23 protein-coding genes, 2 tRNA genes and 2 pseudogenes are annotated in these 24,132 nt (G+C 56.6%); 11 read left to right on the plus strand and 16 right to left on the minus strand.

Annotated features, from left to right (window positions below; all coding sequences use genetic code 11):
- Positions 1-142: 142 nt before the first annotated feature.
- Positions 143-538 (minus strand): H-NS histone family protein, encoded by a 396-nt coding sequence (locus ACZ5IL_RS17155; RefSeq protein ID WP_464593348.1) that lies wholly within the window; start codon positions 536-538, stop codon positions 143-145.
- 1,651 nt (positions 539-2,189) lie between these two features.
- Here ACZ5IL_RS17155 and ACZ5IL_RS17160 point away from each other — a divergent pair.
- From ACZ5IL_RS17160 to ACZ5IL_RS17175, 4 genes are all read left to right on the plus strand, one after another.
- The gene (locus ACZ5IL_RS17160; RefSeq protein WP_464593350.1) at positions 2,190-2,750 is read left to right on the plus strand and encodes a hypothetical protein; all 561 of its coding nucleotides are present in this window, start codon (positions 2,190-2,192) and stop codon (positions 2,748-2,750) included.
- A 151-nt stretch (positions 2,751-2,901) separates the two neighbouring features.
- Positions 2,902-3,087: a helix-turn-helix domain-containing protein gene (locus ACZ5IL_RS17165; RefSeq protein WP_464593352.1), complete on the plus strand. Its 186-nt coding sequence runs from the start codon at positions 2,902-2,904 to the stop codon at positions 3,085-3,087.
- Positions 3,084-3,563 (plus strand): hypothetical protein, encoded by a 480-nt coding sequence (locus ACZ5IL_RS17170; RefSeq protein ID WP_464593354.1) that lies wholly within the window; start codon positions 3,084-3,086, stop codon positions 3,561-3,563. Before ACZ5IL_RS17165 ends, ACZ5IL_RS17170 begins: the two co-directional genes overlap by 4 nt.
- Positions 3,564-3,680: 117 nt before the next feature.
- Positions 3,681-4,271, plus strand: coding sequence for a hypothetical protein (locus ACZ5IL_RS17175; RefSeq protein ID WP_464593356.1), 591 nt, complete (start codon positions 3,681-3,683; stop codon positions 4,269-4,271).
- A 441-nt stretch (positions 4,272-4,712) separates the two neighbouring features.
- On the opposite strand, the gene ACZ5IL_RS17180 is transcribed toward ACZ5IL_RS17175, so the two are convergent.
- The 3 genes from ACZ5IL_RS17180 to ACZ5IL_RS17190 all read right to left on the minus strand — a co-directional run bounded on the left by ACZ5IL_RS17180 (position 4,713) and on the right by ACZ5IL_RS17190 (position 7,133).
- Positions 4,713-5,153, minus strand: a complete 441-nt coding sequence (locus ACZ5IL_RS17180; RefSeq protein WP_464593358.1) for a universal stress protein — start codon at positions 5,151-5,153, stop codon at positions 4,713-4,715.
- A gap of 536 nt (positions 5,154-5,689) precedes the next feature.
- A complete protein-coding gene (locus ACZ5IL_RS17185) occupies positions 5,690-5,953 on the minus strand; it encodes a hypothetical protein (protein ID WP_464593360.1) in 264 nt (87 codons plus the stop codon).
- Between the two features lie 802 nt (positions 5,954-6,755).
- Complete coding sequence (locus tag ACZ5IL_RS17190; protein ID WP_464593362.1) at positions 6,756-7,133, minus strand: VanZ family protein; 378 nt, start codon at positions 7,131-7,133, stop codon at positions 6,756-6,758.
- Positions 7,134-7,822: 689 nt separating this feature from the next.
- On the opposite strand from ACZ5IL_RS17190, the pseudogene ACZ5IL_RS17195 reads away from it, so the two are divergent.
- Positions 7,823-8,399: pseudogene (locus ACZ5IL_RS17195) on the plus strand (hypothetical protein).
- Positions 8,400-8,549: 150 nt separating this feature from the next.
- Here the strand turns inward: ACZ5IL_RS17195 and ACZ5IL_RS17200 are convergent.
- Positions 8,550-8,783, minus strand: coding sequence for a PilZ domain-containing protein (locus ACZ5IL_RS17200; protein ID WP_464593364.1), 234 nt, complete (start codon positions 8,781-8,783; stop codon positions 8,550-8,552).
- 343 nt (positions 8,784-9,126) lie between these two features.
- Here ACZ5IL_RS17200 and ACZ5IL_RS17205 point away from each other — a divergent pair, with 343 nt between their 5' ends.
- The gene (locus tag ACZ5IL_RS17205) at positions 9,127-9,504 is read left to right on the plus strand and encodes a hypothetical protein (protein ID WP_464593366.1); all 378 of its coding nucleotides are present in this window, start codon (positions 9,127-9,129) and stop codon (positions 9,502-9,504) included.
- Between the two features lie 336 nt (positions 9,505-9,840).
- Here ACZ5IL_RS17205 and ACZ5IL_RS17210 read toward each other — a convergent pair whose 3' ends face one another.
- The 4 genes and pseudogenes from ACZ5IL_RS17210 to ACZ5IL_RS17225 all read right to left on the minus strand — a co-directional run bounded on the left by ACZ5IL_RS17210 (position 9,841) and on the right by ACZ5IL_RS17225 (position 12,799).
- The gene (locus ACZ5IL_RS17210; protein ID WP_464593368.1) at positions 9,841-10,119 is read right to left on the minus strand and encodes a PilZ domain-containing protein; all 279 of its coding nucleotides are present in this window, start codon (positions 10,117-10,119) and stop codon (positions 9,841-9,843) included.
- 465 nt (positions 10,120-10,584) lie between these two features.
- The gene (locus ACZ5IL_RS17215; protein WP_464593370.1) at positions 10,585-12,090 is read right to left on the minus strand and encodes a DUF1254 domain-containing protein; all 1,506 of its coding nucleotides are present in this window, start codon (positions 12,088-12,090) and stop codon (positions 10,585-10,587) included.
- A 327-nt stretch (positions 12,091-12,417) separates the two neighbouring features.
- Positions 12,418-12,650, minus strand: a pseudogene (locus ACZ5IL_RS17220) (hypothetical protein).
- A complete protein-coding gene (locus ACZ5IL_RS17225) occupies positions 12,638-12,799 on the minus strand; it encodes a hypothetical protein (protein WP_464593372.1) in 162 nt (53 codons plus the stop codon). The pseudogene ACZ5IL_RS17220 and the gene ACZ5IL_RS17225 overlap by 13 nt, the downstream one beginning before the upstream one ends.
- 105 nt (positions 12,800-12,904) lie before the next feature.
- Between ACZ5IL_RS17225 and ACZ5IL_RS17230 the strand changes: the two genes are divergently transcribed.
- Together ACZ5IL_RS17230 and ACZ5IL_RS17235 are read left to right on the plus strand one after the other, a co-directional pair.
- On the plus strand, positions 12,905-13,132 hold the full coding sequence (locus ACZ5IL_RS17230) for a hypothetical protein (RefSeq protein WP_464593374.1): 228 nt from the start codon (positions 12,905-12,907) through the stop codon (positions 13,130-13,132).
- 230 nt (positions 13,133-13,362) lie between these two features.
- Positions 13,363-13,435, plus strand: a tRNA-Lys gene (locus ACZ5IL_RS17235).
- Between the two features lie 161 nt (positions 13,436-13,596).
- Here the strand turns inward: ACZ5IL_RS17235 and ACZ5IL_RS17240 are convergent.
- Complete coding sequence (locus tag ACZ5IL_RS17240) at positions 13,597-14,124, minus strand: hypothetical protein (protein WP_464593376.1); 528 nt, start codon at positions 14,122-14,124, stop codon at positions 13,597-13,599.
- A 195-nt stretch (positions 14,125-14,319) separates the two neighbouring features.
- Between ACZ5IL_RS17240 and ACZ5IL_RS17245 the strand changes: the two genes are divergently transcribed.
- Complete coding sequence (locus tag ACZ5IL_RS17245; protein ID WP_464593378.1) at positions 14,320-14,862, plus strand: thermonuclease family protein; 543 nt, start codon at positions 14,320-14,322, stop codon at positions 14,860-14,862.
- A gap of 50 nt (positions 14,863-14,912) precedes the next feature.
- Here the strand turns inward: ACZ5IL_RS17245 and ACZ5IL_RS17250 are convergent, their stop codons facing one another.
- Positions 14,913-16,058, minus strand: coding sequence for a peptidoglycan-binding domain-containing protein (locus ACZ5IL_RS17250; RefSeq protein WP_464593380.1), 1,146 nt, complete (start codon positions 16,056-16,058; stop codon positions 14,913-14,915).
- A gap of 319 nt (positions 16,059-16,377) precedes the next feature.
- Here ACZ5IL_RS17250 and ACZ5IL_RS17255 point away from each other — a divergent pair, with 319 nt between their 5' ends.
- Positions 16,378-17,565: a hypothetical protein gene (locus ACZ5IL_RS17255; protein WP_464593382.1), complete on the plus strand. Its 1,188-nt coding sequence runs from the start codon at positions 16,378-16,380 to the stop codon at positions 17,563-17,565.
- Positions 17,566-17,595: 30 nt separating this feature from the next.
- Here the strand turns inward: ACZ5IL_RS17255 and ACZ5IL_RS17260 are convergent, their stop codons facing one another.
- The 5 genes from ACZ5IL_RS17260 to ACZ5IL_RS17280 all read right to left on the minus strand — a co-directional run bounded on the left by ACZ5IL_RS17260 (position 17,596) and on the right by ACZ5IL_RS17280 (position 20,870).
- Positions 17,596-18,315: a tetratricopeptide repeat protein gene (locus tag ACZ5IL_RS17260; protein ID WP_464593384.1), complete on the minus strand. Its 720-nt coding sequence runs from the start codon at positions 18,313-18,315 to the stop codon at positions 17,596-17,598.
- 559 nt (positions 18,316-18,874) lie between these two features.
- Positions 18,875-19,207, minus strand: a complete 333-nt coding sequence (locus ACZ5IL_RS17265) for a PRC-barrel domain-containing protein (protein ID WP_464593386.1) — start codon at positions 19,205-19,207, stop codon at positions 18,875-18,877.
- Positions 19,208-19,534: 327 nt separating this feature from the next.
- A tRNA-His gene (locus ACZ5IL_RS17270) sits at positions 19,535-19,611 on the minus strand.
- A gap of 270 nt (positions 19,612-19,881) precedes the next feature.
- Positions 19,882-20,304 (minus strand): phasin, encoded by a 423-nt coding sequence (locus tag ACZ5IL_RS17275; protein ID WP_079446079.1) that lies wholly within the window; start codon positions 20,302-20,304, stop codon positions 19,882-19,884.
- 185 nt (positions 20,305-20,489) lie between these two features.
- A complete protein-coding gene (locus ACZ5IL_RS17280) occupies positions 20,490-20,870 on the minus strand; it encodes a phasin (protein WP_464596932.1) in 381 nt (126 codons plus the stop codon).
- Positions 20,871-21,133: 263 nt separating this feature from the next.
- Between ACZ5IL_RS17280 and ACZ5IL_RS17285 the strand changes: the two genes are divergently transcribed.
- Positions 21,134-24,103: a PAS domain S-box protein gene (locus ACZ5IL_RS17285; RefSeq protein ID WP_464593388.1), complete on the plus strand. Its 2,970-nt coding sequence runs from the start codon at positions 21,134-21,136 to the stop codon at positions 24,101-24,103.
- The last annotated feature ends 29 nt before the right edge of the window (positions 24,104-24,132 follow it).

Below are 24,132 nucleotides of genomic sequence, written 5' to 3' on the forward strand. Positions count from 1 at the left end.
GAGGGGGTTCGGTTCGGTTCGCCTATTCGCTTGGGGCACACCCCGAACAAAAATACAGCGAACATGTTCGCGAACATATTCGCCAGAGGTGTTCGCTGCCACGTGTGAACCTTCAGGAACACATCGCCGCTGGTTACCTAAATCAGGCTGACCGCCTTGGGCGACCTTTTGTTTTGGTAGCCACCACCTTGCGCGTGGTGGCGCGTCTGATTGACATCGGCCGGACGATCCGAAAGTCATCGAGCTTTTTCCCGGACCTGAGTTCTGCAGTCAGCCAGCGTGGTTGTTTTCCGCGACCGGACCAAGTTTCTGACGGCCGGGCAGGGTTTCTGAACTTCGGAAAAACCTGCGGGTACGGACGCCGCGCGTGGTGGGTCACCTTTTCACTTCTGGGGGGTATGTTCTGACCGAGCGCGCGCAATTTCTGCTTAAGTTCTTCCCGTTCGGAAGATATCTTGCGCGCAAGCAGCGAAACGACCAGCTCGTGAAGCGACCAAAGCTCACCGACAGACATAGAATTGAGATCATGACGGGTCATTGTCTAAACTCGAATGATTACTCCCTATCGCCGCGGGGGATTGGCCGTCTGCAGAATGCCAGGCTTGTCGGTTGTATTGCCTGACGGTGGTGACAGTTGCAGCCACGGCGGCGAAGGCAAAAGCCATCGCGAGGGCAGTAAGCACGATACGCGGGGCCATGCGGCACTCCCGTTTTTTCGGGATCGTCGCGACTTATTTAGTCACCGTCAGGGGCGCTTCAATGGTCAGAACGCCTACTCTCAACGACGTTCGTGCTACAGCTAACGGTTGCGCCCCTCGCGCGCCAAGTATGTAGAGTAAGGCGAACAGACAAAGCCCGCTCAAGTCCTTGCAAGACGAGTGGGTGATATCAGTGATCGGTGCAGAATGAACCTCGCTGACCGGGCGATGGCAAGAGCTAAGCTTGCAACTTGCTCATATCGTCTTATTGAGGGCATGCCTGTCATCTGTAGATTTGACAGATCGGCAATAGAATCGTGCAGGAGAAAAAATGAAATTCGGTTTGTCGTTGATCGTGCTCTTCGCATTCTATGGACCCGTCGTCGCGCAGGTGAGCGATTGCCAGTCAATACAAAAGGCGAAAGATCGCCTGGCTTGCTATGATAGGGCCTCACCGCCGGTAAGTCGGAGCAAGTCGTCCACCAAGCACAACACCGATATACCCCAAGATGGGCAAGACGATCTTCTTGGGGTTGAAAACTCGCGGGTCGGTAAAAAGATAGGTAGTATCTGTAGAGGATGCTGAGCCCCCATGCTGGTTGGTCGGGGTGTGTGAGCCGAACGTGCCTTACCAACCGACTCAGCCGCAACCCCGACCACATGGCAGGCATCCGTTGATCTAGATCAACAAGGAGCCTTTGCACGTTCAGTCCTCTTGAGTTTGCGGCCCGCGCGGTTCTCAGGAGACTCGACGATGACACGGCAGCTCTTCTTCGCGATCACGATCTTGGCTACCGGCGTGCTCCTCAACTCACCATCAGGCGCGAACCAGAGGCAGTGTCAGGAAAGGGGAATACATTGCATAGTAAAATGCGACGACCCGACGGGAGGCGCTGGCGACTTGGGAGGCCATCAGAACAAATGTTTGCAATACTGCAGCCGGCAGTTGGATCGATGTATGACACGCAATGCGACGATCCCGCGCTAATGCAGCCTATGTTCTCGAACGCGGGTTGAGGGACGAATGCTCGCACGGCGAAGGATTGAAGCCGATCAAGACCAAGAGCAGCGCGGATCGGAAGGGATCGAAAGCGAAGCGTTTTAAATCGCTCGATTTCAGTCGAACGCGCGATGCGGAGCGACCGGACCATGCCCGCAGCCATGATCCGCGACCACGCGGTGACGGTCGTGCGCAGCCTTCATCAACCTGAACGCATCTGAATATAATTCTCTCAAACGCACGATTTAAAGAAATTTATTCTATTATTGCGATGCACAAAGGTAAAAAGGTACTTCCAGACGGTACCCGGGTAGCGAGTGACGGGCGATCCCGAGCGTCGTCCAGGTGAAAAAAATAAAAGTAGGTTGTTGTTCTTAACTTGAGCTTTGGCGGCGGCGGTGCGAGCGATTCAGAGTAATTTGAAGTGGGCTGTAGAGCGATAGCTTTTCAAGCGATCCTGCGCGCAGATTCACCAACGCGGGTTCTTGAAAATGCGCCGTCGCTACCGCCCCTATGATCCTCGCGAAGATGGGCCGCTATACCGTTACAAGAACCTTCGGCCCGGCTACCGGCGCGCGGTCACTATGCCGGAGCGTGTCAGCCCTCATGTGAAGCTGGTCTTCGCAGAGCTAGCTCGGCAACAGCGGACCTATGACGAACTAGAAGCCGCCAGTGGGGTGCGAAGGCCAACCGTCAAGCAATGGCGTCGTAAGAACGCACCTAGCCTTGAGTCTCTCGAAGCGGTGCTGAACAGCCTTGGATTCCACTTTGTCGCTGTGCCTGCTCATGTGGAAATGCTCCCGCCGGCCGTTGCCGCAAAGGCCGCTGAACTCGCAGCGTTCGCGAAGATGGAATTGGGCGAGGTTTGGAGCGCTGCCGTACAGATCGCCGCGCTTCAACTTGCTTCAACCGCCGAGGGCGAACGCATCCTTGCCGCGCTTGATGCTGAACGTGCGGCACGCCGCGCCGCGAACGACAATCTGAAGCGCCGTCGCCGCAAGCCCAAGCCCGCAAACGACAACGCCAAGCAATCGTCCGAGAACGCCGCTTAAGGGTATCTCGAATAGGCTGTTTGATTTGGGCGGATCGTTCATTGTGGTGAGCGTCCCGTTGCTCTGACAAAGCAAAAATACAAAGCCCTCGGTGGGTTTCTCCTTGTTCTTCGCCCACCGGCGGCTTTCTCTCCCAAGGATCGAACTTCCTATGTCCAAAGATTCAATGAGTCAGCGAAAGGCCGCTGCTTATCTTGGCATCTCGCCGGCCACGTTGCGTTCATATGTTCGCGCCAATCTTGGTCCGCGCCACGTTGCTCTTCGTGGCATCAAACTTTTTGAGACCGTCGATCTCGATGAATGGCGCAGCGCCCGCACGGTGGAGGGCGCGAAATGACCCTCACCGAAGCCGAGTACAAGCGCCGCGTAACCGATGCCGAGCGCCGCGTAACCGAAGCTAACCGCCGAGTAGCCAATTGCAGCGCCGCCGAACGCCGAGCCGAAGAAGTAGCCGATGCTGAACGACGCGCGGCCAGATTTGAGCAGCTTGCCGCCGAAGCCGAACGCCGCGCAACCGCATCTGGCGCGATCGTTACGCGGCCGTCTCAGCCGAAACCCATCACCGCGCCAGCGCCAGCCGCACGGCATGTTCCAAAGGAAATCCCGGTCATGTCTTCCCGGAAGAAAGCCCTTCTCCGTGATGTAGAAAGCGCTTCAGCGCGGCTCGCGACAGCGAAGCAATCTCTTGACGACGCGAAGCACCTGTACCACGCCGGAATGGCTAGCGATCCCGTCTTTGCGGCACATGTAGTGGCTGGAGCCGAAAGCGAGTGGAGCCGCGCGTGCGCGGCGTACCTGAGCTTCAAGGGCTGAATACGTGCCCCCGCTCCAAAGTGGCACGGTAGCCGCTACCGCGAACGAGCATTCCGCAAATCAACTTTGGCGTCGCGCACTCGCCGCTATCGCCACCTGAAAGAAAGAAAACACACCATGGGTATTCTTCAACGACTCTTTCCCGCCAAGACCGCCATCACGTCGGAAACCATTAAGGCGGAAATCGATTACAGCGAGTCTGAGATCAAGCGCCTCCAGGCGGAGATCGGCCCCAAGCTTGCGTCGATCGCCACGATGACTGACGCCGAACATGTAAAAATGGAAACTGACATTGCGGCAACGAAGCGCGCTATCAAGCGACTCGACTCCCGCATCGCGCTGTTGAACGACCAGCTTCCGGCCATTATCGAAGCCGAAGAAGCGGCTCAGGCCGCAGCAAAGGATGAGGCTCTGCGTAAGCGTGCAGTAGATTGCCGGAATGCGAACACCGTCGAGAGTAAGAAGCTCTTGACTGAGTTTGACAAGCTGGCATCGCAGATGGGGGACATTCTTGCGCGCCTTAACGAGGTCGCCGACGAGACGAATAACGTCAATAAGGCGTTGCGCGAAAACAGGGTCGCTGACAGCGTTGTCAGCTATGACAGTTTGTACCGCAAGCATTCAGCCGGTCACTATGAGTTCCCGTTCTCCGCGATGGTGATCCCCGCCGCCTTCGCTGCTGGCAAGGCTCACTGGCCGAGGTCGTAGCGGGGACCTGCGCACCCCGTCGAAATCGGCGGGGTGGTGGGTAGGCGGTGGCGTCGGCAATGCCGACACCGCTGGTCAGATAGGCAGCAAGGCCGGCGTTACCTTGCGCAGTTCGTATGACGTTAGCGCCCGTAATGGGCACTGGTGGCTTTCAAGCTCATCTCTGCGGCTGCGTCTGCGTTGCGGTATTCGACGAATGCGTGCCGCTCCCAGTGTAAAAGCTGGAAAGGCTGACCAGTAGCACGAGGATTGCACCTCCGATAATCTAGCCTGTTTTGACGCTGCTCATAGTGTTCGTCCTCCATATGAAATATCATTCGGACTACCATGCTGCGCGGGCCGCGCACGGAGCGAGCGAACGCACTGGCGATCTACACCCATATGCCATGGCGGGACGGGGTTGCACGGCGCTGCCCGGACAAGCCAATGCTGCCCCCCGATCTAGTGGACCACAAGAACCGGAATATGCGCAGTAGCAACAACCTCGGTAGTCTGGCTGCCCAAAAGGACCCTCTTGATTCCACGGTACCCATGGGAGGCCATGACGATCAGGTCACACCCCTGCGTTTTCGCAGCATCAACAATAGCTGCGGCCGGTGAGGTATTCGAGATATGAAGTGTTTCGACCGTCAGTCCCATTTCTTCTGCCGCCGCTTTCGCTGCGGAAAGGATAGCTTGTGCATGCCGTGTGTTGGCATCTTTAAGCCGATCCGGCTCCATACCCTCCATACCCCATGCGCTGATAGAAGGAACTGGAAATGGCTCCGTCACAGTGATGATTGTAACCTTGCTGGCGTTTTCGTCGGCCAGCGACAAGCCATGGTCGACACCTTTCTGCGCCAGTTCGGAGCCGTCAGTGGAAATGAGAATGTGAGCGTACATGGGTAGGACCCCTCGCACTCAGAGATTCTGCGACGATCATAGCATCACATCTCATCTCAACAAGCTGCCCGGTTCTGTAACCAGAGGTTTCCAGTGGCTCCAGTTTTTCGCGAGCCTAACCTGAACCTTTTGACGGGTTCGATCGTCTCATTATCGCTGGGGGATTTCAGGGCCCAGTGCGTAAAGACAGCGCCGTCGGCGAACATATTCCGCCGTGCGGCGTTGTGTATTTTGGGAGACCGAAGCATTCAGGAACGAAAACCCGCCGACTGAAAAGTATCGTCGGCGGGTTTCGCAAGGGGCAAGGGGGATTGCAAAAAACCTGCCCGAACCGGTTCATGCGAGGCTCATCAGGCAAAAATTGGGCGACATGTAACAAGCCCACCGGCGAGGGACCGTCGAATCAGCGGCGGTGTGCTTGCCGCCTGGCTTCGTCGGGACGTACATCTGGCCCCGGTCATAAGCGAATCTGCGCACCCCGTCGAAATCGGCGGGGTGCAGGAGGTCTTTGCCCTCGTCTAGCACACCGCCGAGAATCAAGCCGCCGATCGGATCGCGGGGACACCCGCTTTCAGTTCGAGTGTGGCAATCGTTGCCCTGAGATTGTCGCGTCTCGTCCGCAGTGAACGCGCCAGCGGCGGGTACTTGATGTCGTTGGGATCGGAAACGAGCGTTCTCTTCTCTTCCGCCAGAATGTCGCAATCGAGTTGTCGGGCCGTCCCGTCGAGGTCGCTAATCAACGAGGCTACCTTGGCATCGTCGGAAATGCCGTCCGTCTTAAAACCGAAGCTTTGTGCCATTTGAGTACTCCTGACTGCACCGCCTTGATGCAACTCGAAGGCCCAACCCGGGCCTTTAGCACGACTTGGCAAGAAGGCTGCCAACTCAATGATCGAACGGCTGCCATCAGGTCATGTGCGGTTTTCTTCCGTGCGGCGGAACAGGAGATCGCACGCGCTGGACGACGCCGCGTCGGCTGCTACTAGGGCGATGTCGGATTCCACCGCCGGCTCGCACTCGAGATGGACGCGTGGCGAACGCTCCGACTCTTCGCAATGCTATCACGCGCATGTGTTAGAACGCCTTGATGACTGTTATAGACTGTTAAGGTTTCTCGCTGTTAAACGGAGACTGCGAAATAAAGCATGGAGGGCAACATGCTAGTCCCGAATAACGGCCATTGGGGAAGATCGAACAGCAGTCCGGGCGGCTGGGCTATGGTAGGCGCGGTTGTGGTGCTGATGGCTAGCCTCGTGTATTTCACGAACGGACGAAGCGGCCAAGCGATGCGTCATGGGCACGAGCAGCATGCTGCGGTTCACTTTCACAGATAAGCTTGAGCCCTGGGCACACGGTCAAAGCCGCCGGCCTGTGGCGCGAACTGAAGCTGCCCAGCTCGGTCCGATCTCCTAGCAATGAGGGGTAGACGAAAGCTCGCTTGAACCTTTTACCAGGTTCGAGCGACCTCATCATTGCTGGGGTATTTCAGAGTCCAGTGTGTATTAGCCAACGCCCCGGCAGCGAACATACTCCGCTGCGCGGCGTTGTGCACTGAACCGCCGAGGCGATTCCTGAGCGCTACCGGCTGGCGGACGCAGGTTGTTATTGGGCTCGTCGCCATCGCCAGAGCACCACGCCACCACACCCGCAAATGACGCCTGTCGAGCTGGCAACCCAATCGAGCACTCCTGCATGGCGCCCCGGGACCAACAACTGTCCGACTTCGAGGAGGGCGGCGTAGGCGATCATCGCGCATGCCAAACTTAGGAAGCGCACTCGCTGATAGGCGAGCGAAACAGCAATTGTCGCGAGGAGATAGGCAAAGACATGCTCGATGCGAGGGTTAAAACCCGTTCGGATCATCTCTTGTCCCGGCGTCCACGATGCAGCCATCAATGCCATGATGCAGAACCAGGCAAATGGCCTCAAAGCCGCGTTTATGAAGGCGGAGATATGACCCGGAACTTCGCGCTCATTCATGGCGGATTTTCCATTTCTGGGTACTGGCCTGTTTCCGGCCTCAGTGGCCTAAGTTGAAAACGCAGTGGCCTAATTTAGGTTTTGCTGGTGTGGTCGTGGTGCACCCGCACTCTGCGAGAGACATCAATCGCCTCAGTGGGCGGCCTCTTTCGTTTGTTGTAGCACCTGCGTTGCAGACTGAAACACCTCCGGATCGGCAGCGTAAGTTCACGGTAATTCAGGGTGGGAAGCAGGGATAAAGTTGCCCGGTCGGGGATCATTGCTTTGGTTGCGGTGTAAATTACCGCAACCAGGCTTTCGCCGATTCGCAAGACCGGCCGCCTTTTATTTAATGGGATTAAATAGTTATGGCGAAAACGCCCCTAACTCCGGCCACCCCAAAGCAATTGAAATTTGATCTCGGCATTCGAGTTGAGCGCGACGTTGGGGGTATCGAAATGGGCATCCTTGATAACGGGATGCCGTACTTAACCCAACGCGGACTCTCAACGATCTCCGGGGCTGCGCGATCAACCATCCAAGAAATCACAAAGGAGTGGGAGGATAGTTTTGGGGATACCATCCAACCTAAAGGCAGGCTTCACGTTTTTCGTGAGTATTTGGCTGCAGCTGGCTATAACGAGCCTCAACTTTACATGGAAATTCTGAAGGACGGCAGCCCACACTACGCCTATCCGGAACTAGTCTGCATGGCGTTTATCGAGTTCTTTGCGTTCGAGTCACAACGGCCTAATCAAACGGCGCTCGCAAACTATCGGCGGTTGGCTCGTTTTGGTCTTCAGAAATTCATCTACGAGGCCTTGCACTATGTCCCCGTTGATCGATGGACATACTTCAACGACAGGGTGAGTCTCCTCAACGACAGCGCTCCCGATGGATATTTTATCCTATTCAAGGAAACGACCGGTTTAGTGGTCGATCTCATAACAGCGGGACTGCCCGTCAACGACAAGACAATCTGACATCAGTGTTGGATTGCATTGGGGCCGTCGATGGACCGACAACGAGCATGACGCAAAGTTTGGTCAGCGAATTAAATTCGAACATGACTACCCTGGTTATTATCCTCAATCAGCAAGCAACCCACAGAAGCCATGGGCATACCCTGATGCCGCTCTCGGCGATTTTAGAGGTTGGTTTCGACGCGATTATCTCCGGACCAAGTTTCCTTCATATATCCTATCGAAGGCCCCCACTTTAATTGGAGGGCAGGATACGGCAGAGCGTATAGCGGCGATCTTCGAGGCTCCGAAGATCGAGAAATAGTAACCTGCTAGGTGGCCTACTTTGCCTCAGCGAGTGGCCTACTTCGGCTACTACCCCGCTCCGGCGGGGTTTTCTATTTCTGACCACGCCTACGCCGGCTAGATGATGAGACGCGCCGAAAGAGCGTTCACCGCCACAGCGCTCCCACACCTATTCGAACGCAACTCCAATTCGGCTCTGCTTGATCCAGAGGATTCGGCAATTGAGCACGACGCGACCATGCTCGGTCACAAGCTGAAACCGGTCGGGGACGCCGCCCGGATTCTGAACATCGATAGCAGCTCCATGAGCGGAGATATTTATGATGCTACAGCCGATGCTCATCCGACCGGCGCATATTTGCGCGGGGTGCTCAACTCCTGTCCTTTTCCGATCCTCGGTCATGACGACCTCCCTGCCGCCGAATTAGGGCAAAGGGGAAGTGGCAGAACAAGTACGCGAATCCGTACCGTGTGATCAACTCATGGGCGGCGATGATCCGCACGCGATCGCCGGTCAGGTGCGCTCAGAAATGGAACGATACCTTTGCGATCTGGAAGCGAGCAGCGGAGCAACAGGACAACGTCATTAAGGCCGCGCGGCGCGTTCTCATTGCAGGTTTCACGCATTTTTAGATTATCTTGTTGGGTTAAGCATACGGCAACTTGTTCGGGGACTACCCGGAAATTTTGATGTCGCTGGCGTAGCCTATCGCCCAATCTTCTTCGTCACGATTAGGAATGTAAGCGTGCGTTTGGCATCAACCATGGATATCGTTCTTATTTTATTGTCTATCAGCGCATTGATCGGCACAATCGCAGGCTTGCGCTTTAAAATCTTTGTCCTTGTGCCTATCTCGTTGCTGATTGTCCTGGTCTCGGCCGCTGTTCTCCGCACGCATGGTTTCGGGCCCGGGAGTGGGATTGCCATCATAGTCGCGGGTCTGGTTGTGAACCAGGCTGCCTACGTCCTTATTCAGATTGGCCTGGGGGCCAATGCTTCTCACCCATCACTTGATGACGTAACCGACGGCGAACCAACCTCCGACCGCAAGCAGGCTGTCGATGATGATCACGGCGATCAGAAGTCGCTCCCATCCCGGCCTCTTCTTCCGCCCAAACATTAGCGTGCGGCGTATTCCCCGATAGTTACTGTACCATTTTCGCTTGAAAAATGGACGTGTTGCATCCTGGTGAGACAATACTTGGGTCATAACAAAACACTTTGCGTTGTGATTTCACTGAACGGTCAGTTCAAAGCAAAGCGAGTGCCACATTCGTTCGTGATGGAAGCACTGGGGGAAAAGACCCTGATGCTCGGGGCCATTAACGAAAATTCCAGCGAACTAGGGAATCCCTCGTAAGAGGCTCGATTGACCCACCCCCCCGCTCCCGGCGGGGTTCTCTATTTCTGGCAACGGCTACACCAGCAAGATGCAAACCGCCGCCACAATGACCCGTACCTACTCAAAGGCAACTCCAATTTGGTTTTTCTTGATCCAGAGGACTCGGCAGTTGAGCACGACGCGGCCATGCTCGGTCACAAGTCGAAACCGGTCGGGGACGCCGCCCGGATTCTGAACATCGATAGCAGCTCCATGAGCGGAGATATTTATGATGCTACAGCCGATGCTCATCCGACCGGCGCATATTTGCGCGGGGTGCTCAACTCCTGTCCTTTTCCGATCCTCGGTCATGACGAGCACCAAATTTGAGCCGGCGCTTAGATGCGCAACATCCATTTATAGTTTTTCAGTCCGGAATGATTTCACGGTCAGGTGAGCCGAGGTAAACAAGCCGCGAGTTCGACCGGGCGGATCGAGACCAACGACATGCTGAGCAAGCTGATGGCTGCGGTGGTGGATGGGAATACGCACGCGGACCTATAGCATGCCCACCATCAACATCATGGGCGCGCAATGATCCGCGCGTGATTGCCGGTCGGGTGCACGCCGAAATGGACCGATATCTTCGCGATCTGGAAGCCGAGCAGCGTAGTTATCTGAGTGATTGAGACGGCGCTGCATTGATCAGACAAAAGCGCGTCACCGCGCCTTTCCATTTTGCCTATCATCTGCGGCGTGCCCAACTGGGAGCGGACGGCGGACGTCCGCTTTAGTGCGCATAACGGACTGAAGTCGGACATTGCCCCATGTCCGAAAAGGGCCATCAGCGGACACCTCCTGACGCGCTATCGCGCATCATGTTCATACACGCACCACCCCCGGCATGTTGTAGCTTCCGTCGATTAGCGCCGTGCCGGGGCCGTAGAAGCGGGCCGCGAACTGGAACCCGCCGCCCTTCGGCGCGGGCAGCCAGTTCTTCAGCTGGTTAGCATCCTTCGGCTCGTCGTTCTGTATGTAGATGACGAGTTTGCCGCCCTCGGTGTACAGCTTGCCACGCTTGAGCATGTAGCTGTTGATCGAATAGCGGTTGATCGGATTGTCGACGAAATAGCCCTCGTGATTGTAGAGCGGCATTTTCCAGAACTCTGTTACCGGAAGCATGTCGTTGAGGTCGAAGGTGATGGTGTAGCGGTGATCGCCGGATAACGGACGGCCCTGGGAGTCGTTAGCGCTGAGCGCCGCCGTGTGCGAGCGGGATGGAACAGGGCCGAGAACAGCGATCAGCCCGCATCCCGCACGCAGTACCCAATCGGTGTCCTTGTAACCGAGGTCGGTACTGAGCCGCCATCCTTTCATATCCTTGCCCAAGCCAAGGAATGCTTGCGTCGCCTCCTTGCGCCCCTCTTCGATGCCCGCATTGATTGCTGCCACGATGGCGGGCGAAAGCCCGGAAGGGTCGAACGGCGAGCCGGCCTTCAGACCGAGACGCTCGAACCGCGCGAAGGCGGTACGCTCGTGATATCCGTCCTCCTGTTTGGTGAAACTATTGTCGTTTAACACCAGGCTGACCCAGCGCAGAAAATCGACGCCGGCGAGCTTCCCAGGCTCCTTCACAGTCTCCATGCCAGGATAGGTGGGATAGTTGCCCTTCACGACCGGCACGTCTTCGGCACGGACCGTCTTGCGGCCTGCGGCTTCCCACGCGCCAAGCGACATGATCGTGATGCCGTCCTGGATTCCATTGACGATCCTTAGTTCGTCGGCTGTGTCATCCGTCAGTGCGATGCGCGCGGTCACGGCGACAAAATCCGACGGCGACTGTGTAATTTCCGCGCCGACAAAGCCGGTCGGCATCTTGCCGCTCCAGTTCGGCCCGATCAGCAAGCGTTTCAGAGCACCTGGCGTATTGAACTGACTGCCGATTATCATCGGCCACCAGCGTGCATAGTTGTCCGCGAACTGAAGGCTCCAGTAGTGGTCCCTGATTTCGGGGACCGTCACCACGACGGGCTCTTTGGACAAATCGAGCATCGCCGTGCCGTAGAGCGTGGTGGCGTTTGGTGTTGTAGCGAAGTGATCCGAAGCCACGATTGGCTTGCGGTACCAGAACAGGCGATTGAGGCCGACATACTGGGGGCTTTGCTCTTTTTGCACTGTGTTGTAGCGCAAATGATAGATCGCGACCGGATGCATACCCCAGAGGAACGCCTCCTTGGCGATGGGCCGCGCCTCTTCGGACGTGAGCGATGAAGCGGTCTGCGCGATTGCTGATTGCAGCGTAAGAGGCACAACGCCAGCTGCCGTGAGCGCAGCAATGGCTTCCCTACGGGTTCGATGCATCCTCACCTCCATCATGGTCGTCGACATTGCTTGATTCTAGGAGCGCCCTTTTCCAATTCCAATGGGTCCGGCGTCGGATTGAAGTTGGTTCCATGCCCGCTTTGGGTCATTCGCGTCGCTTTTGGCACGTCTGCCGCATATCCGGTTGCGGGGTGATCTCGGAAGTTCCGGTTGTCCAATTTTACCGGTGGAAGGCATCGGTTTGGCCGTGATTCAAGCGCGCCGACGAATTTGAAGATCGAGTACGGCAATGCAGCTATTCCAGCGGAGGCGAGTGAGACGAACAGCCGCTGCAATGACTTCGCTACGTCTCCCTTCACTTCGGCTGGTGTGATTAGTCACAGCGCGCTCAAATCAACTCGGCACTTCGCCGAACGCTTTCAGCAAAACCGCGTCTGCAAACTCACCGCATCCTTGATCACCGGTACGGCTAAATGCCACCGCTCCGATATGTCCTCAGTCCGCGCCATTCGCTCAGCACTTCGTATCGCCGCATTCGCGCTTGCGCATTCGCTGACCTCGCGCGGCTCAGGACCGTCTTCGCCAGCACCGAACGGCAACACGACGTAGTAAGTTACATCGGCCATAACGCGGTCACCTGAAACGCCCAGGCAAACACGATCGCTAGCGCTGCAACCCAACCGGCCCGTTGAATAATCCTCCGATCACGCCACGACAGTCGCTTGAAGTCGCGTTCGTTCGTCAGTTCATAGTTATCTTGCGAGCGCCAACCCATCACTCTCATCCCGAATATCGGTGGAAGAGATCGCGTCCCTATCATGTAGCACTTGAAGATAACTACATTCGAGCCCACTGGGGCTTTATCGATGCGGTTTGCAAAATGAACAGCATCCCATTTGACGGGACAGGCGAGCGCATCGAACGCGACGGCTCATGGTGCGTCTACGAGTTCGCGGTACAGTTAGACGCGATTCAGTTTTGGGACCGCTTCGACGGCCGCTGGCTTCGCGGCGAAGAGTTCATTTGTCCAGATCGGCCGAAGGGCTTGCCGAAGCTTCGCGAGCCGGTTGATACAGATCGGTTTGGAAGACGACCGGCAGGCCGGTAAAAGAGACGCCAAGACCTCTCCTTGATCACAGCAATTGCCCACTCCGCGCTTGATCTTTGACGACCAGTTCCAGAATTAACCCAGAACGCCGACATAAAGCTTAACATCAAGCGATCGTTGTGCGCACCCCATGAGATGCTAGGTTTCTTTCACCGGACATTGCCCTCAGTCCGGGTCTACCCCGGCGAAGTCGTCGACCGATCATATTCCGCTCGGCGGCTTCGTTTTATGCGGATTTAGCTCAGCGGCAGAGCGGCGCGTTTTACGACGCAGGTCCATGTTCGACTCATGGAATCCGCACCATTCCATTTGATGCAACCGAATGGCACATTCAAAACGACGGGACATTCCACCATTCTGAATAGGCGAGCCTATTCGCAAATGATATCCGAACGACGAAATCAAAAGGACCTAACCTTGTGCAATTCACCTGCCGCGCTTCACCAATCTGCGCGGTAGTCTCTCTATTTTGACTTTGAGTGCTGCGACTTCTGCGATCTATGTTTGACATCATCCGGCGCTGTGACGGAAGGAGCCTGCTGCGAAAGCTGATCAAAGCGTTTGTTCAGATTTCCAACGTCCGTCTGAAGAGCGTCTATCGTCGTTTTGACGGACTCAGAATTTGCCGTTGCGGCGCTGTCTATCTTTGTCTTGAAAGCGTCGAAATCCGCCCCCTTGAAAGTGCCCAACTGCGTTTGTATTGCCGCGAGCTGGGACCCCAGACCCTTAAGTTGTGCTTCGAGCTGAGAGGTGTCGAATGCCGGGGGATTCTTCATCTTGGATTCGACCTCTACCAAGCGCTTATCAAGCATGGCGACCGCATCTACTTGGGGAGACGCGACTTGTGCCTTTGCCTTCGGAGCTTCTGCTATCGGTTTCGACGGAAGCGCGTTGCCGCTGCTCCAAACCAAACCCACGCTGCCCGCGACAAGCAAACAGACAACGGTCATGGTCAAGATCATCAACCTATTGGCGCGGTCGTGTTCGTTCATCACGGCACCCTCCGTTCAAGCCAAGCTCAAAGTATGACCGATCTACGACATTTGTATAGAGTGCGCACGCATCTTCGGCGCGGCGCGAGGGCTCAGATTGGATGCTTCGTCGACGTGAGTTTATGCTGACCCCATCCAGAATCGCTTGATGCCAAAAGTCTACCATCGGCGCGAAGATCGGATAAGGAAAACCTCATGCTGGCGATCTCTATCTCAAGATTTAGGCGTCTCTTGATCGCAGCGATTGCCATGCTGGTTTCATCGCCCGCACTCGCGAGCACAATCACCGGGCAGGCATCCGTCATCGACGGCGACACACTCGAAATTCATGGGCAGCGTATTCGCTTATCAGGCGTGGACGCGCCCGAGTCCGATCAGCTTTGTCGTGGCGACGATAGCCTACAATATCGCTGCGGGGCCAAATCAGCTAACGCCCTTGATAGCTATATCGCGGGCAGGCCGGTTAGCTGCAAGGGCGTGGATGTTGACCGATATCGGCGCGTTGTCGCGATCTGCTCTGTCGGCGGACAAGACATTGGAGAGTGGATTGTACGATCGGGGTTGGCGCTTGATTGGCCTCGATACTCAAAAGGAAAGTATGCCAGCGCTCAGAAGGAAGCCAAGCGCGCGGGTCGGGGTGTCTGGGCTGGTAGTTACGTTGTGCCGTGGGACTACAGGGCGTGCAGGTGGGGCGGTGGGCGGCCGAGCGGGTGCTCGGATGAAACGAAAGGCGATTAATTCAATGAGTCAGCTATTTGAATCGTCACCTCGTGACTAACCCTTAGCGCTCAACGTTGACGCACATTGAACGTTCTCGACAGCAGCACCTTTCCCTTCTGACCAATCGTCATCGTCCAATCACCTTCCAAACGCGGGTCGGGATCATCATCGATACCTGTGTACCAATACCACGGCCCGGGAGGCGGGGCTTTAAGAAGCGGATTCTTTATTACAATGGTAGCGCGTTCGACCGAACCGTCTTCGCGCACTCTCGGTCGAATAATGGTTTGTTCAATTTCTAGACGCTGACCCGTTGGTGGCGTCGGAAAATACATCTTGTAACCAAAAGATACCCATTTACCCAAAGGAACGTCATTGCGGCGTTCCATGCTCGAAACATCAAAGTGTTCGGCATACAGAGATCGACCATCCCTGTCGTGGTCTCGGACATAGGTCTTACTGTTGGATTTATGAATGAGACCCCAGTCTTCGACCTTTGTAATCTGTGCGAAGCCCTCATCGGTGAATACCAACAGGTCAACACGTCCGTCCGTTCGAGCAAAGCCTTGAATATCAGCGCTTGCGGTTCTGGCGCGCTCAAGAATGGCGGAATTGGGTTGCGCACCCAGTCCAGCCTTTTGCGCAAAAGCTGCGGAAGCTTGTCGCGTGCGCGATGTCATCTGACCATTTGGCTCGCCGACTTCAAAGCCGAGTTGGTTCAACCGAAACTGAAGCTCAAAAATCTGATCCCGAGATAATTGTTGGCCAGAGGTCCTCTGCTCCAAAGCAGGCCGGTTGAGTGGAGCGCTAATCGTAAGGCTGCCCTTGTAGCGTTGAAATTCAAATATCTGAGGTGGGACTGATTCTGAAGGCTGAACACCATCCTTGAGGCAGCGAGCGTTGATCGTCGCCGAGTACGCGGTCCCGGACGAGGCGGTATCCTTCTTGGTTCGAATGGTTGTGGGGAGGCAGGTTCTCCCTCCCTCTCTCTCACTAAAGGTGAAGCCCCATTTTTCGATGGAGAGAATGTCGGTACATTTGCCTTCGTCCGTCCAACTCGGAATCGTGTACTTGGTTTTCCCCTCGAACGTGGACGGACTGCACCATTCGCCAACAAAGTCGATGGGCATTTGTATTTCGGTTGCGCCAGCTTGGCTGCAGACGCCTACGATCGCTGCTATACAGGAAAGTCTCACCAGTTTACGCATCGTCATCCGTTTTCCTCAAAGCAGGCTCAACAGACTTTACCGCGTAGCGCTTCTCTTCGACCGCAACGGCCGCATCGTCCGTTTTTCTAACGGCGGACCTTAGCCCAATATGCGATAGCTTTCAGCTCTGGGATTAGCGCCTTTACCAAAACTCATATCATCCCTAAAGTTCATTTCATTCCGTCTGCATCGAGCAGCGACATTGAGGAATTTTTGAATGTCGGGTTTTGCAAGATTTCCCATTTGGATAATTTGCGCAATATCGATATCAACCGCTACTGCGAATGCGCAAAGCGGCATTTACAAAAGTACATTAGCTGACTGCATGGCCGCCGGTTACGACCATGGTAAATGCGTGGATTACAGCTTTTGCATCGAAAGCCAGATGCGTCGTGACTTCACTGCAGCACAACAGTTAGATTATCTCGCCAACCCTAAGAAGCCAAGTTTCGCTGAATGGACGGAGCGAACCAAAAGGTATTGCATTGATGAAGCGCGCCTGCCTCCGGAAACTCCGGCAGCAAAGGTTGTGGCCAATGACCCCGAAAATACATTGTTAATATTGACGACAGCCGGGCTAATTAAGATTGCTTTGTTGCCGAACGCGTTTCCGAGACACATCGCGGGTCTCAAAGAGCTTGTTAGAAACAAGTATTATGACGACCGATCATTCGCCTTTAACGATATCAAGACTGATAGCATTGCCATACCCTATGATCCGGACCATAAGGCGATCACGATTTCCGAAGAGTCGTCTGGCGCCACCCTCGATCTTGGCGACGTCGCGATGCTCAACGATGGACACTTTTTCATATCCCGCCGCTACAACCAAAACCGCTTCGCTGTCGTTGGCCACGTAGCGGATGGCCTGCCCGTCCTCGGCAGCTTGAAAGCGCCTGATACTTCCAATCCAGTCTTTGGCTATCCGCCGCATCTGTATTTCGAGCCTGACCGAGTGTTGGCTGTACGGATTGCAGGTGACGCCAATTCTTCCGATATCGCAAAACTGGAGAATGGAATGAGCGACCGCATAGCGGTTCGGGCCAAGAAGAACGCCGAGCACGCAAGTCAGTATGGAATTGAAATGGGTCGACTGAACCAGATAATAAATAGCGTGCCCGGCAATTGGACCGCGACCCTAAAATCACCGGCTGGTCACGATGCGACGAGTACCTGGAAAATTACGAAAGAAGCCAACCCGATGGCTTCTTCTAAAATGACTTTATACTCGGCAGTTTCCGTGCAGGTTACAAACCAAGATGACAGGGAAAATAGCGTCCCTAACCGATTACAAGGCGCTATTGAGAAAGAGGACCTATCAGTTGGTGGATACTACAATCTTAATCTTGAGTCGGCTCCTGTCCGCTGCCGTGTCATCTGGAAACTCCATGCCAAAAGCCCGACGGAGTTCGACGGTGTTTGGAAAGCGGACCCTTTAGAGAAAAGATTTCTTTGTCCCAAAGCTCGTTCCGGGAGCGATTTGACCGGCACTATGCTTTTACAAAAAGAATGACTTCAAGTTGCCGGCACGTGAAAGACCGACCTATTGGCAAGTCCCATCGGGGCCAGAAAATCCTGTGGTGAGACCGTCATCGACTGAGCTGCGTTGTCCATCATAGTTTTGTTGGTTGCGCATTGCTTGCTGGAACTGATCACGTTTGCAAAGTCCCCACGTTCCTACTCTGGCGTTAGCCTGATTTACCGCCTCTACTCTTGCGATCTCTTCTAAGCTGTGAACGGCAGATGAACTTCCGCCTTTTGCGGCCTTATTTAGCCATTGCACTCCAAGCTGCTTGTTCTTTCCGATACCCTGTCCATTCCAAATCATTTCACCGAGGGCTGCCTCGGCTTCAACAAAATTCATTTTGGCAGCGCTGGCGAAGAATTGAACGGCTGCAGCCTCATCCCTTTCGACGCCCTCGCCATCCTTCAACAAGATCGCATAGACGTACATGCCAGGAGGGTAACCAGCATTAGCGGACTTTGCAGCCTCAGACGCGGCAAGCTCAACTTGATGAGCCGCGTAATAAGCCCGACTCAACCTGAAATGATCCTGCGGCGTAGCAAGAGGTGAAAATGCAGCCTCAATGCATGAAGGGAGAGCTTTCGACAGATCAATTTTATTAAGGTCTATGCCAGACGCTTCATGACCGCTTTCCAAGGGATCAGATGCAAAACGAGAACACTGTTCCGCCGAAGTTTCGGCGCGGGCCTGACCCAGCATACAAGCGAGGCATAAAGAAACGAACAGAATTATTCGCATTGTCGCGCCTGATAAATTACCGAGTTAATGAGTAAGTCTGCCATGTGTCCATCCTCTCTCAATTACTGCCGCTTCACCAGAGCGCCAACCCACGTTGAGCCTCGTCGACACCATGTGCGCAGTCGCGGCGAACGGTGGTCGAATTTAAATCCCCGCAGATTGACCAATCGAACAGGCTCATCTGCGTCGTCCGGACAAGGCCAGCTCCACGCCCGTAGCAGGGCTTTAATCTGCCATGCACCTCCGTTCGGATATCCGCCGCACGGACCTGCGAAGCTCGTAGCGAAGCGGACAAGCTCGCGCCCGCATAGTCAGGACAGACTGCGTGCTGGACCAGCCCAGCCCACGCCGATGCTGGGGGACCACTTAACTCGGATAATGCGATATCTTGAAGTCCGACGCGCTGGGCTGCGACTCGTATTCGACCATCGTGGGGCGGTAAAGCGCTTCGCGAAGCAGGTTCGCTGACACGGCACTGCACCGCTGCTTATTGTGCAACGAATGGACCCGAGATGGTTGCCGCCACCACTCAGAATGGCGCGCTAAAGCAGCGTCACCGCTAGACCGTCCAATAGTGCGGATGCGGATAGGATCGCGCGCGATCGCCCCAGTCGAAGGTCTCGTCGTCAAACTCAGACGGGCCAGCGCGCAGGTCACCCATCGTCAACTCGGTTTCATAGACCTGGCGCTTTGCATCATATTTGAGAGCGCTCCACAGGATCGGATAATGATGGTGGCTGCTGAGCAACCCACCGGTTTTGATCACCGCGTAAGCAACCGTTCCGCTCACCTTATCGAGCATCAAGCGCTCGATTATGCCGAGCTTTGCGCCATCCCAACTATGAACAGCGACGTGCTCCACGCGATCACTGGGAACCATGGTGTGAGGCATGGCTTCCTCCCTGTTCTGTTGCGTTTTGGGAATTATAGCGCGAACGAACCCGGCGCGCCTGCCGTATTGACACCAACCCACCCGCCGAGTTGCCGCAGCCGGACCCACCTTTGAATGGAGACGACTCGAGGCAATCGAGCCGGCCGTGGGCGCAAGACTCCCCCGCGTACACGCTCTCCTATGCGACAAATCGCCACGTGCGCACCCCATCTAACGGCCTCGGATGACGGATGGCCAACGGATGAATGCCCACACCCCTACCCACACCCCGACGAGAAGTACGACTATCGGCAGCGGGTTAAATTTTATCTATGTACTTGATTTTGTTGGTACAGTTGGGTGGGCTCGAACCACCGACCTCCTGTTCCACAGACAGGCGCTCTAACCAACTGAGCTACAACTGCATCATGCTCGCGCGCCCAAAACGCAATGCGAACGGGGCGGAAACTAGGTGCAACGCTCCGCTTTGGCAAGGCCACAACGATCCGTTATCGCGCACCGCCTAGTCGTTTCAGACAGCAATCCTTTGGTCGCTGCATCTTATCGCGAGCTTTGGCTCCACGGGAGTCGGGCGTGGGCACAGGCCGGATCTGATCGCGGCGGAAGCGACACTGAAAATAGCAAACCCGGACCGAGTGGCCCGGGTTGATAGATTTAGCGCGGACAGGCGTTTATCAGACGGTCGGTTGGAACAGTTTCGACGCGCCAGTCCTGATCGGCTCGGCGGTCTCCGCCGCAATTTTCTGGGTCAGTTCGGTCAATTCCTTGGCCTGGACCGCGAACGTTCCGAATTGATTGCGGGTATGGGTACTCCATAATTCGGTCGCATCAGACAACGATTTCGCGCCGACCAGGGCCTGCAAAAAATCGAAGCTGGCATTGGTATTGGCCTGACCGAAATCGAGCAGCTTAGCGGAATAAGCATGCGCCCCTTTAGTTGCAGCGTTAAACACGGCCTCAACAGCGCCGTTGCCGTCCTGCGCGGCTTCCTTGAACTTCGCGTAGTTATCGCGCGCCTGCAAAACACCCTTTTCGGCGAATGCACGCACTTCCTCGGGAACTTCAAAAGCCTCGGTTGGATTAGCCATGGCAGTCATCCTTTGCAGTTGGGAACGCAGTGTGACCTGCAACGACGATCGTCCTGCAACTCAGCTTGATTGCGAACTGATCAGGCCAGCATCTGATCCACTCTTACCATGACTTCCTTGTGCGGCGCAACAATATATTGCGACGCAAAACTTACCTCGCCGAGCGCGAAAACTCGAATAGCGGCCTTGGCCCCTTAGACTTGAGGCTTGCGGGTTCCCAAGGCGGCCCGGCCCATGCTCTGCCCTATTTCGCTGGCCTGCTCGGTCAAGGCCTTCATTTGACCCTGCACATACTCAGTATTCAGCCGCATCACCTCCGCGAGATCCCTCGCGCGGAGAAGTTGCTCGGCATAGTCCAGTGATGCGGTCATATTCTGCTGGGCAAAGGAGATTGCCTTGCTGCTGATATCTCGAACGCTATCGCGAACCGCCTCGTTGCGACCCTCGATCGAATTGGCGGTTTGCTGGGCACCGTCGAGAAAACTCTCAAGCGCCTTGCGTGCCTGCTCGAAACCTGCCTCCGCTAGCGACTGCATCTCGTTCGAAACTTCAAAATGCCGTCCCTGGTTGCTCATGGTCGCCGCTCCCTGTGGTGGTTCTTTCATGGGTCCCGGTCCTCCGGTCCCCGCACCACTCAACGTGCCACCGACCGCGGAGGTCCCATGACAACGGCCAAATTAAGGTTATCCCGGCTTTGTGCCGGGGATTTCAGGAGAGCCGCCGTGGACCTCCGACATGGCGGACACGATACTGACGATCTGTTAGGACTGCGGCCAATGAAAGCCGACATGCGCAGCCGCCGAAGGCAAAAGCCCAAGACATCTGACACGCGGTGCCCATGAACAGCGCCGATTTCCAGTTGCAGGGTATGACCGACCCACGGCTGGCCGTTCATGCGGCGGGTGCCCTGCCCGCGTGGCTGTGGTCGCTGGACGGCGCCTGCATCCTGTGGGCCAATCCGGTGGGCGTCTCTATTGTCGGGGCAACCAACACCTCCGCTCTTGCTTCACGACACGTCGACCCTGACGACCCGCGCCGACGGCAGGTGGTTCAGCTCGCGCGCCGTCTGCCGCCCACCGGCGCAGTGCAGCTAGAACGAATGCGGGGCTATGCCGGTCTAGGAAGCCTTCTCACCTGCGCCTGCTCGCGGCTCGAAATTCGGGGCGTTGGCAGCGCCATCCTCGTGAGGGCCGCTGAGCCGGCCGGTCGCAGCATGCCGCTGGTCGAACGATTGCAGCGACTGGTGGATGGCGTCGATATGCCGGTGGCTGCATTCTCGCGCGACGGCCGGTTCGTCGCCGCCAGCAACAGGGGCCGGCCGCTGTTCGGCATTGGCAGTCTCGCCGAGGGCGGGCTCAATGGCTTGCGCGATAACGCACTACGCGAGGGTCGCGCCGAGACCTCGGTCGGACTTTGGCGGTTGGTGCTGCAACGTGTCGGAAGCGGCGACGACATTGGACTTGTCGCCCTGCTGGAGCCGAACGTCTCAGATCGCTCTTCGACTCACCCGGCACCGTTGCCTGAACCGGAGGCCGAATTTCCATTGCGGAACACGGCGACCGTTCCGCCGCCCATGCAAGCCGTCGAGTCGCCGCCCGAGCCGGATAATAGTCCGTCGCGTGATTTTCCACCGCAGAGGCGCCACCATCCCTTGCGCTTCATGTGGCGGATGGATGCCGAAGGCCGCTTCTCGTTCGGATCCGACGAATTCACCCGCATCATCGGAATGCGAACAGCCTCAGGATTCGGCCGGTTGTGGAGCGAGATCACGGACGTATTCGGATTCGATCCTGAAGGCCGCGTTGCGAAAGCGGTCGAAACCCGCGACACTTGGAGCGGTATCACGCTCCTTTGGCCCGTCGATGGATCGGATGCACGTTTGCGTGTCGAATTGTCGGGGCTTCCGATCTACGACCGCTCACGCAATTTCGTCGGCTATCGTGGCTTCGGCGTCTGCCGCGATCGGGAGGGTTTGGCGCGGCTCGCAGCAAATCGGCGCCACGAATTTTCGTTCAGCGAGACCTCCCATCCGCCGCCGGCGGGCCCAGCGGGTTCAGCCGACACCGAGCCCTCCGAACTCTTGCAACAACCAACAGAACCGGACACCACCGTGGAAACGCCCAAGAATGTCCTGCCGTTCAGGCCCCCGGTCGACTTGAAACCGCCTCCTCTCACGCCTGTCGAAAACAATGCCTTCAACGAACTGGCGCGCCAGCTCTCGGCCCGGTTGGAGAGCGAGCCCGACGCCGCCGAGCCTGGAACTAACGCCGAGCAGCCGGTTGTGCAGGCACCGTCCGAAGTCGCCCAAACGCAGGTGGATGGATTGTCACCGCCCGAACCGACTCCGCAAGCCACCATGGCGCGCGACAGCCTCATCCTCGACTTACTTCCAGGCGGCGTAATGATCCACCGAGCTGGCCGCGCACTGTACGCTAACCCGGCGTTTCTCGCGCAGGTCGGCTACAGCAGTCTTCAGGCGCTGCAAGAGGCCGGCGGACTCGATGCCCTCCTGGTCCAAGCCGACTTGCCCGCTGCCGACAGCACGCCGCCCACCGGCTCTCCCGTCACGGTCTCGGCAACGCCACCGTCGGGCGCACCGCAACAGCCGATCACCGCCCGGCTTTTCGTGGTCCCCTGGGATGGCGAGCCCGCGCATGCGTTGATATGCGGCGGTGCATCGGCGCCCTCTCGCGTCGGCCATGCCAACGCCGAGGAGCTTGCCACCATCGTCGACACCGCTGCCGAAGGCATCCTGATGTTCGACGACGGCGGACACATCACTGCTTGCAACCGCAGCGCCGAAGCGTTGTTCGGACAATCCGGCGACAGTCTCACGCAGCGCAATCTCGCCGATCTCTTCGCGCCGGAAAGCCAGGGCGCGGTGCGCGACTATCTCAAGGGCCCCGTGGACGACTCCGCAAGCCTGCTCGATCACGGCCGCGAGGTGTTGGGCCGCGTGGGCGCGGACAGGCTGATCCCGCTAGCGATGACGATGGGCCGGACCCAGACTGAAGGTCCCAACTTTTTCGCCGTGTTCCGCGACCTGTCGCAGTCAAAGAAAATCGAGACCGAGTTGTCGCAGGCGCGACGGCAGGCCGAGCGCGCAGCGAATGCAAAAGCCGACGTGCTGGCGCGGATCAGCCACGAAATCAGAACGCCGCTGAACTCCATTATCGGGTTTGCCGAGGTAATGATCGATGAAAAATTCGGCTCGCTCGGAAACGAGCGCTATGTCGAGTACATGAAGGACATCCGTGCTTCGGGCGAACGCATCATCGCGTTCATCGACGACCTGCTCGACCTGTCGCGGATCGAGACCGGCAAACTTGATCTCGCCTTCGTGAACCAGAATCTCAACGAAATCGTCGAGCAATGCGTCGCCGTGATGCAGCCGCAGGCCAATCGCGAGCGCATCATCATACGAACCTCGCTTGCGCACACGCTGCCGCCGATCGTCGCGGACGCACAGGCGCTACGTCAGATCACGCTTAATCTCATCGGAAATTCGATCCATCTGGCCAATGCCGGCGGGCAGGTGATCGTCTCGACGACAATCAATGACTTCGGTGACGTGGCATTGCGCGTCCGGGACACCGGACACGGCCTCAGCGAAAACGAGTTGGCCGCGGCGACGGAGCCATTCCGCACACCGGCGCCGAGCGATCAGGCTTCGAAGAGCGCAGACGTCAGCCTGTCGCTCACCAAGGCGTTGGTGGAGGCCAATCGTGCCCAGTTCCACATCAAAACGGGGCCACACTCCGGCACGCTGATCGAAGTGGTATTTGCGCAAACAAACGCGCTATCCTAGAGCGTTTTCGAGCGAAGTGGAATCCGGTT

The sequence above is a fragment of the Nitrobacter sp. CN101 genome (genome assembly GCF_055390255.1).

Bases quoted from the DNA above. Each gene is read 5' to 3' on its own strand.
- ACZ5IL_RS17165 (WP_464593352.1), top strand. From the start codon at position 2,902: ATGTCCAAAGATTCAATGAGTCAGCGAAAGGCCGCTGCTTATCTTGGC.
- ACZ5IL_RS17180 (WP_464593358.1), bottom strand. From the start codon at position 5,153: ATGTACGCTCACATTCTCATTTCCACTGACGGCTCCGAACTGGCGCAG.
- ACZ5IL_RS17275 (WP_079446079.1), bottom strand. From the start codon at position 20,304: ATGACTGCCATGGCTAATCCAACCGAGGCTTTTGAAGTTCCCGAGGAA.
- ACZ5IL_RS17185 (WP_464593360.1), bottom strand. From the start codon at position 5,953: ATGGCACAAAGCTTCGGTTTTAAGACGGACGGCATTTCCGACGATGCC.
- ACZ5IL_RS17160 (WP_464593350.1), top strand. From the start codon at position 2,190: ATGCGCCGTCGCTACCGCCCCTATGATCCTCGCGAAGATGGGCCGCTA.
- ACZ5IL_RS17210 (WP_464593368.1), bottom strand. From the start codon at position 10,119: ATGGATGTTGCGCATCTAAGCGCCGGCTCAAATTTGGTGCTCGTCATG.
- ACZ5IL_RS17155 (WP_464593348.1), bottom strand. From the start codon at position 538: ATGACCCGTCATGATCTCAATTCTATGTCTGTCGGTGAGCTTTGGTCG.
- ACZ5IL_RS17200 (WP_464593364.1), bottom strand. From the start codon at position 8,783: ATGACCGAGGATCGGAAAAGGACAGGAGTTGAGCACCCCGCGCAAATA.
- ACZ5IL_RS17175 (WP_464593356.1), top strand. From the start codon at position 3,681: ATGGGTATTCTTCAACGACTCTTTCCCGCCAAGACCGCCATCACGTCG.
- ACZ5IL_RS17255 (WP_464593382.1), top strand. From the start codon at position 16,378: ATGGCCGCCGGTTACGACCATGGTAAATGCGTGGATTACAGCTTTTGC.
- ACZ5IL_RS17250 (WP_464593380.1), bottom strand. From the start codon at position 16,058: ATGACGATGCGTAAACTGGTGAGACTTTCCTGTATAGCAGCGATCGTA.
- ACZ5IL_RS17230 (WP_464593374.1), top strand. From the start codon at position 12,905: ATGAACAGCATCCCATTTGACGGGACAGGCGAGCGCATCGAACGCGAC.
- ACZ5IL_RS17285 (WP_464593388.1), top strand. From the start codon at position 21,134: ATGAACAGCGCCGATTTCCAGTTGCAGGGTATGACCGACCCACGGCTG.
- ACZ5IL_RS17170 (WP_464593354.1), top strand. From the start codon at position 3,084: ATGACCCTCACCGAAGCCGAGTACAAGCGCCGCGTAACCGATGCCGAG.
- ACZ5IL_RS17190 (WP_464593362.1), bottom strand. From the start codon at position 7,133: ATGAATGAGCGCGAAGTTCCGGGTCATATCTCCGCCTTCATAAACGCG.
- ACZ5IL_RS17260 (WP_464593384.1), bottom strand. From the start codon at position 18,315: ATGCGAATAATTCTGTTCGTTTCTTTATGCCTCGCTTGTATGCTGGGT.
- ACZ5IL_RS17265 (WP_464593386.1), bottom strand. From the start codon at position 19,207: ATGCCTCACACCATGGTTCCCAGTGATCGCGTGGAGCACGTCGCTGTT.
- ACZ5IL_RS17225 (WP_464593372.1), bottom strand. From the start codon at position 12,799: ATGGGTTGGCGCTCGCAAGATAACTATGAACTGACGAACGAACGCGAC.
- ACZ5IL_RS17245 (WP_464593378.1), top strand. From the start codon at position 14,320: ATGCTGGCGATCTCTATCTCAAGATTTAGGCGTCTCTTGATCGCAGCG.
- ACZ5IL_RS17240 (WP_464593376.1), bottom strand. From the start codon at position 14,124: ATGAACGAACACGACCGCGCCAATAGGTTGATGATCTTGACCATGACC.
- ACZ5IL_RS17215 (WP_464593370.1), bottom strand. From the start codon at position 12,090: ATGTCGACGACCATGATGGAGGTGAGGATGCATCGAACCCGTAGGGAA.
- ACZ5IL_RS17280 (WP_464596932.1), bottom strand. From the start codon at position 20,870: ATGAGCAACCAGGGACGGCATTTTGAAGTTTCGAACGAGATGCAGTCG.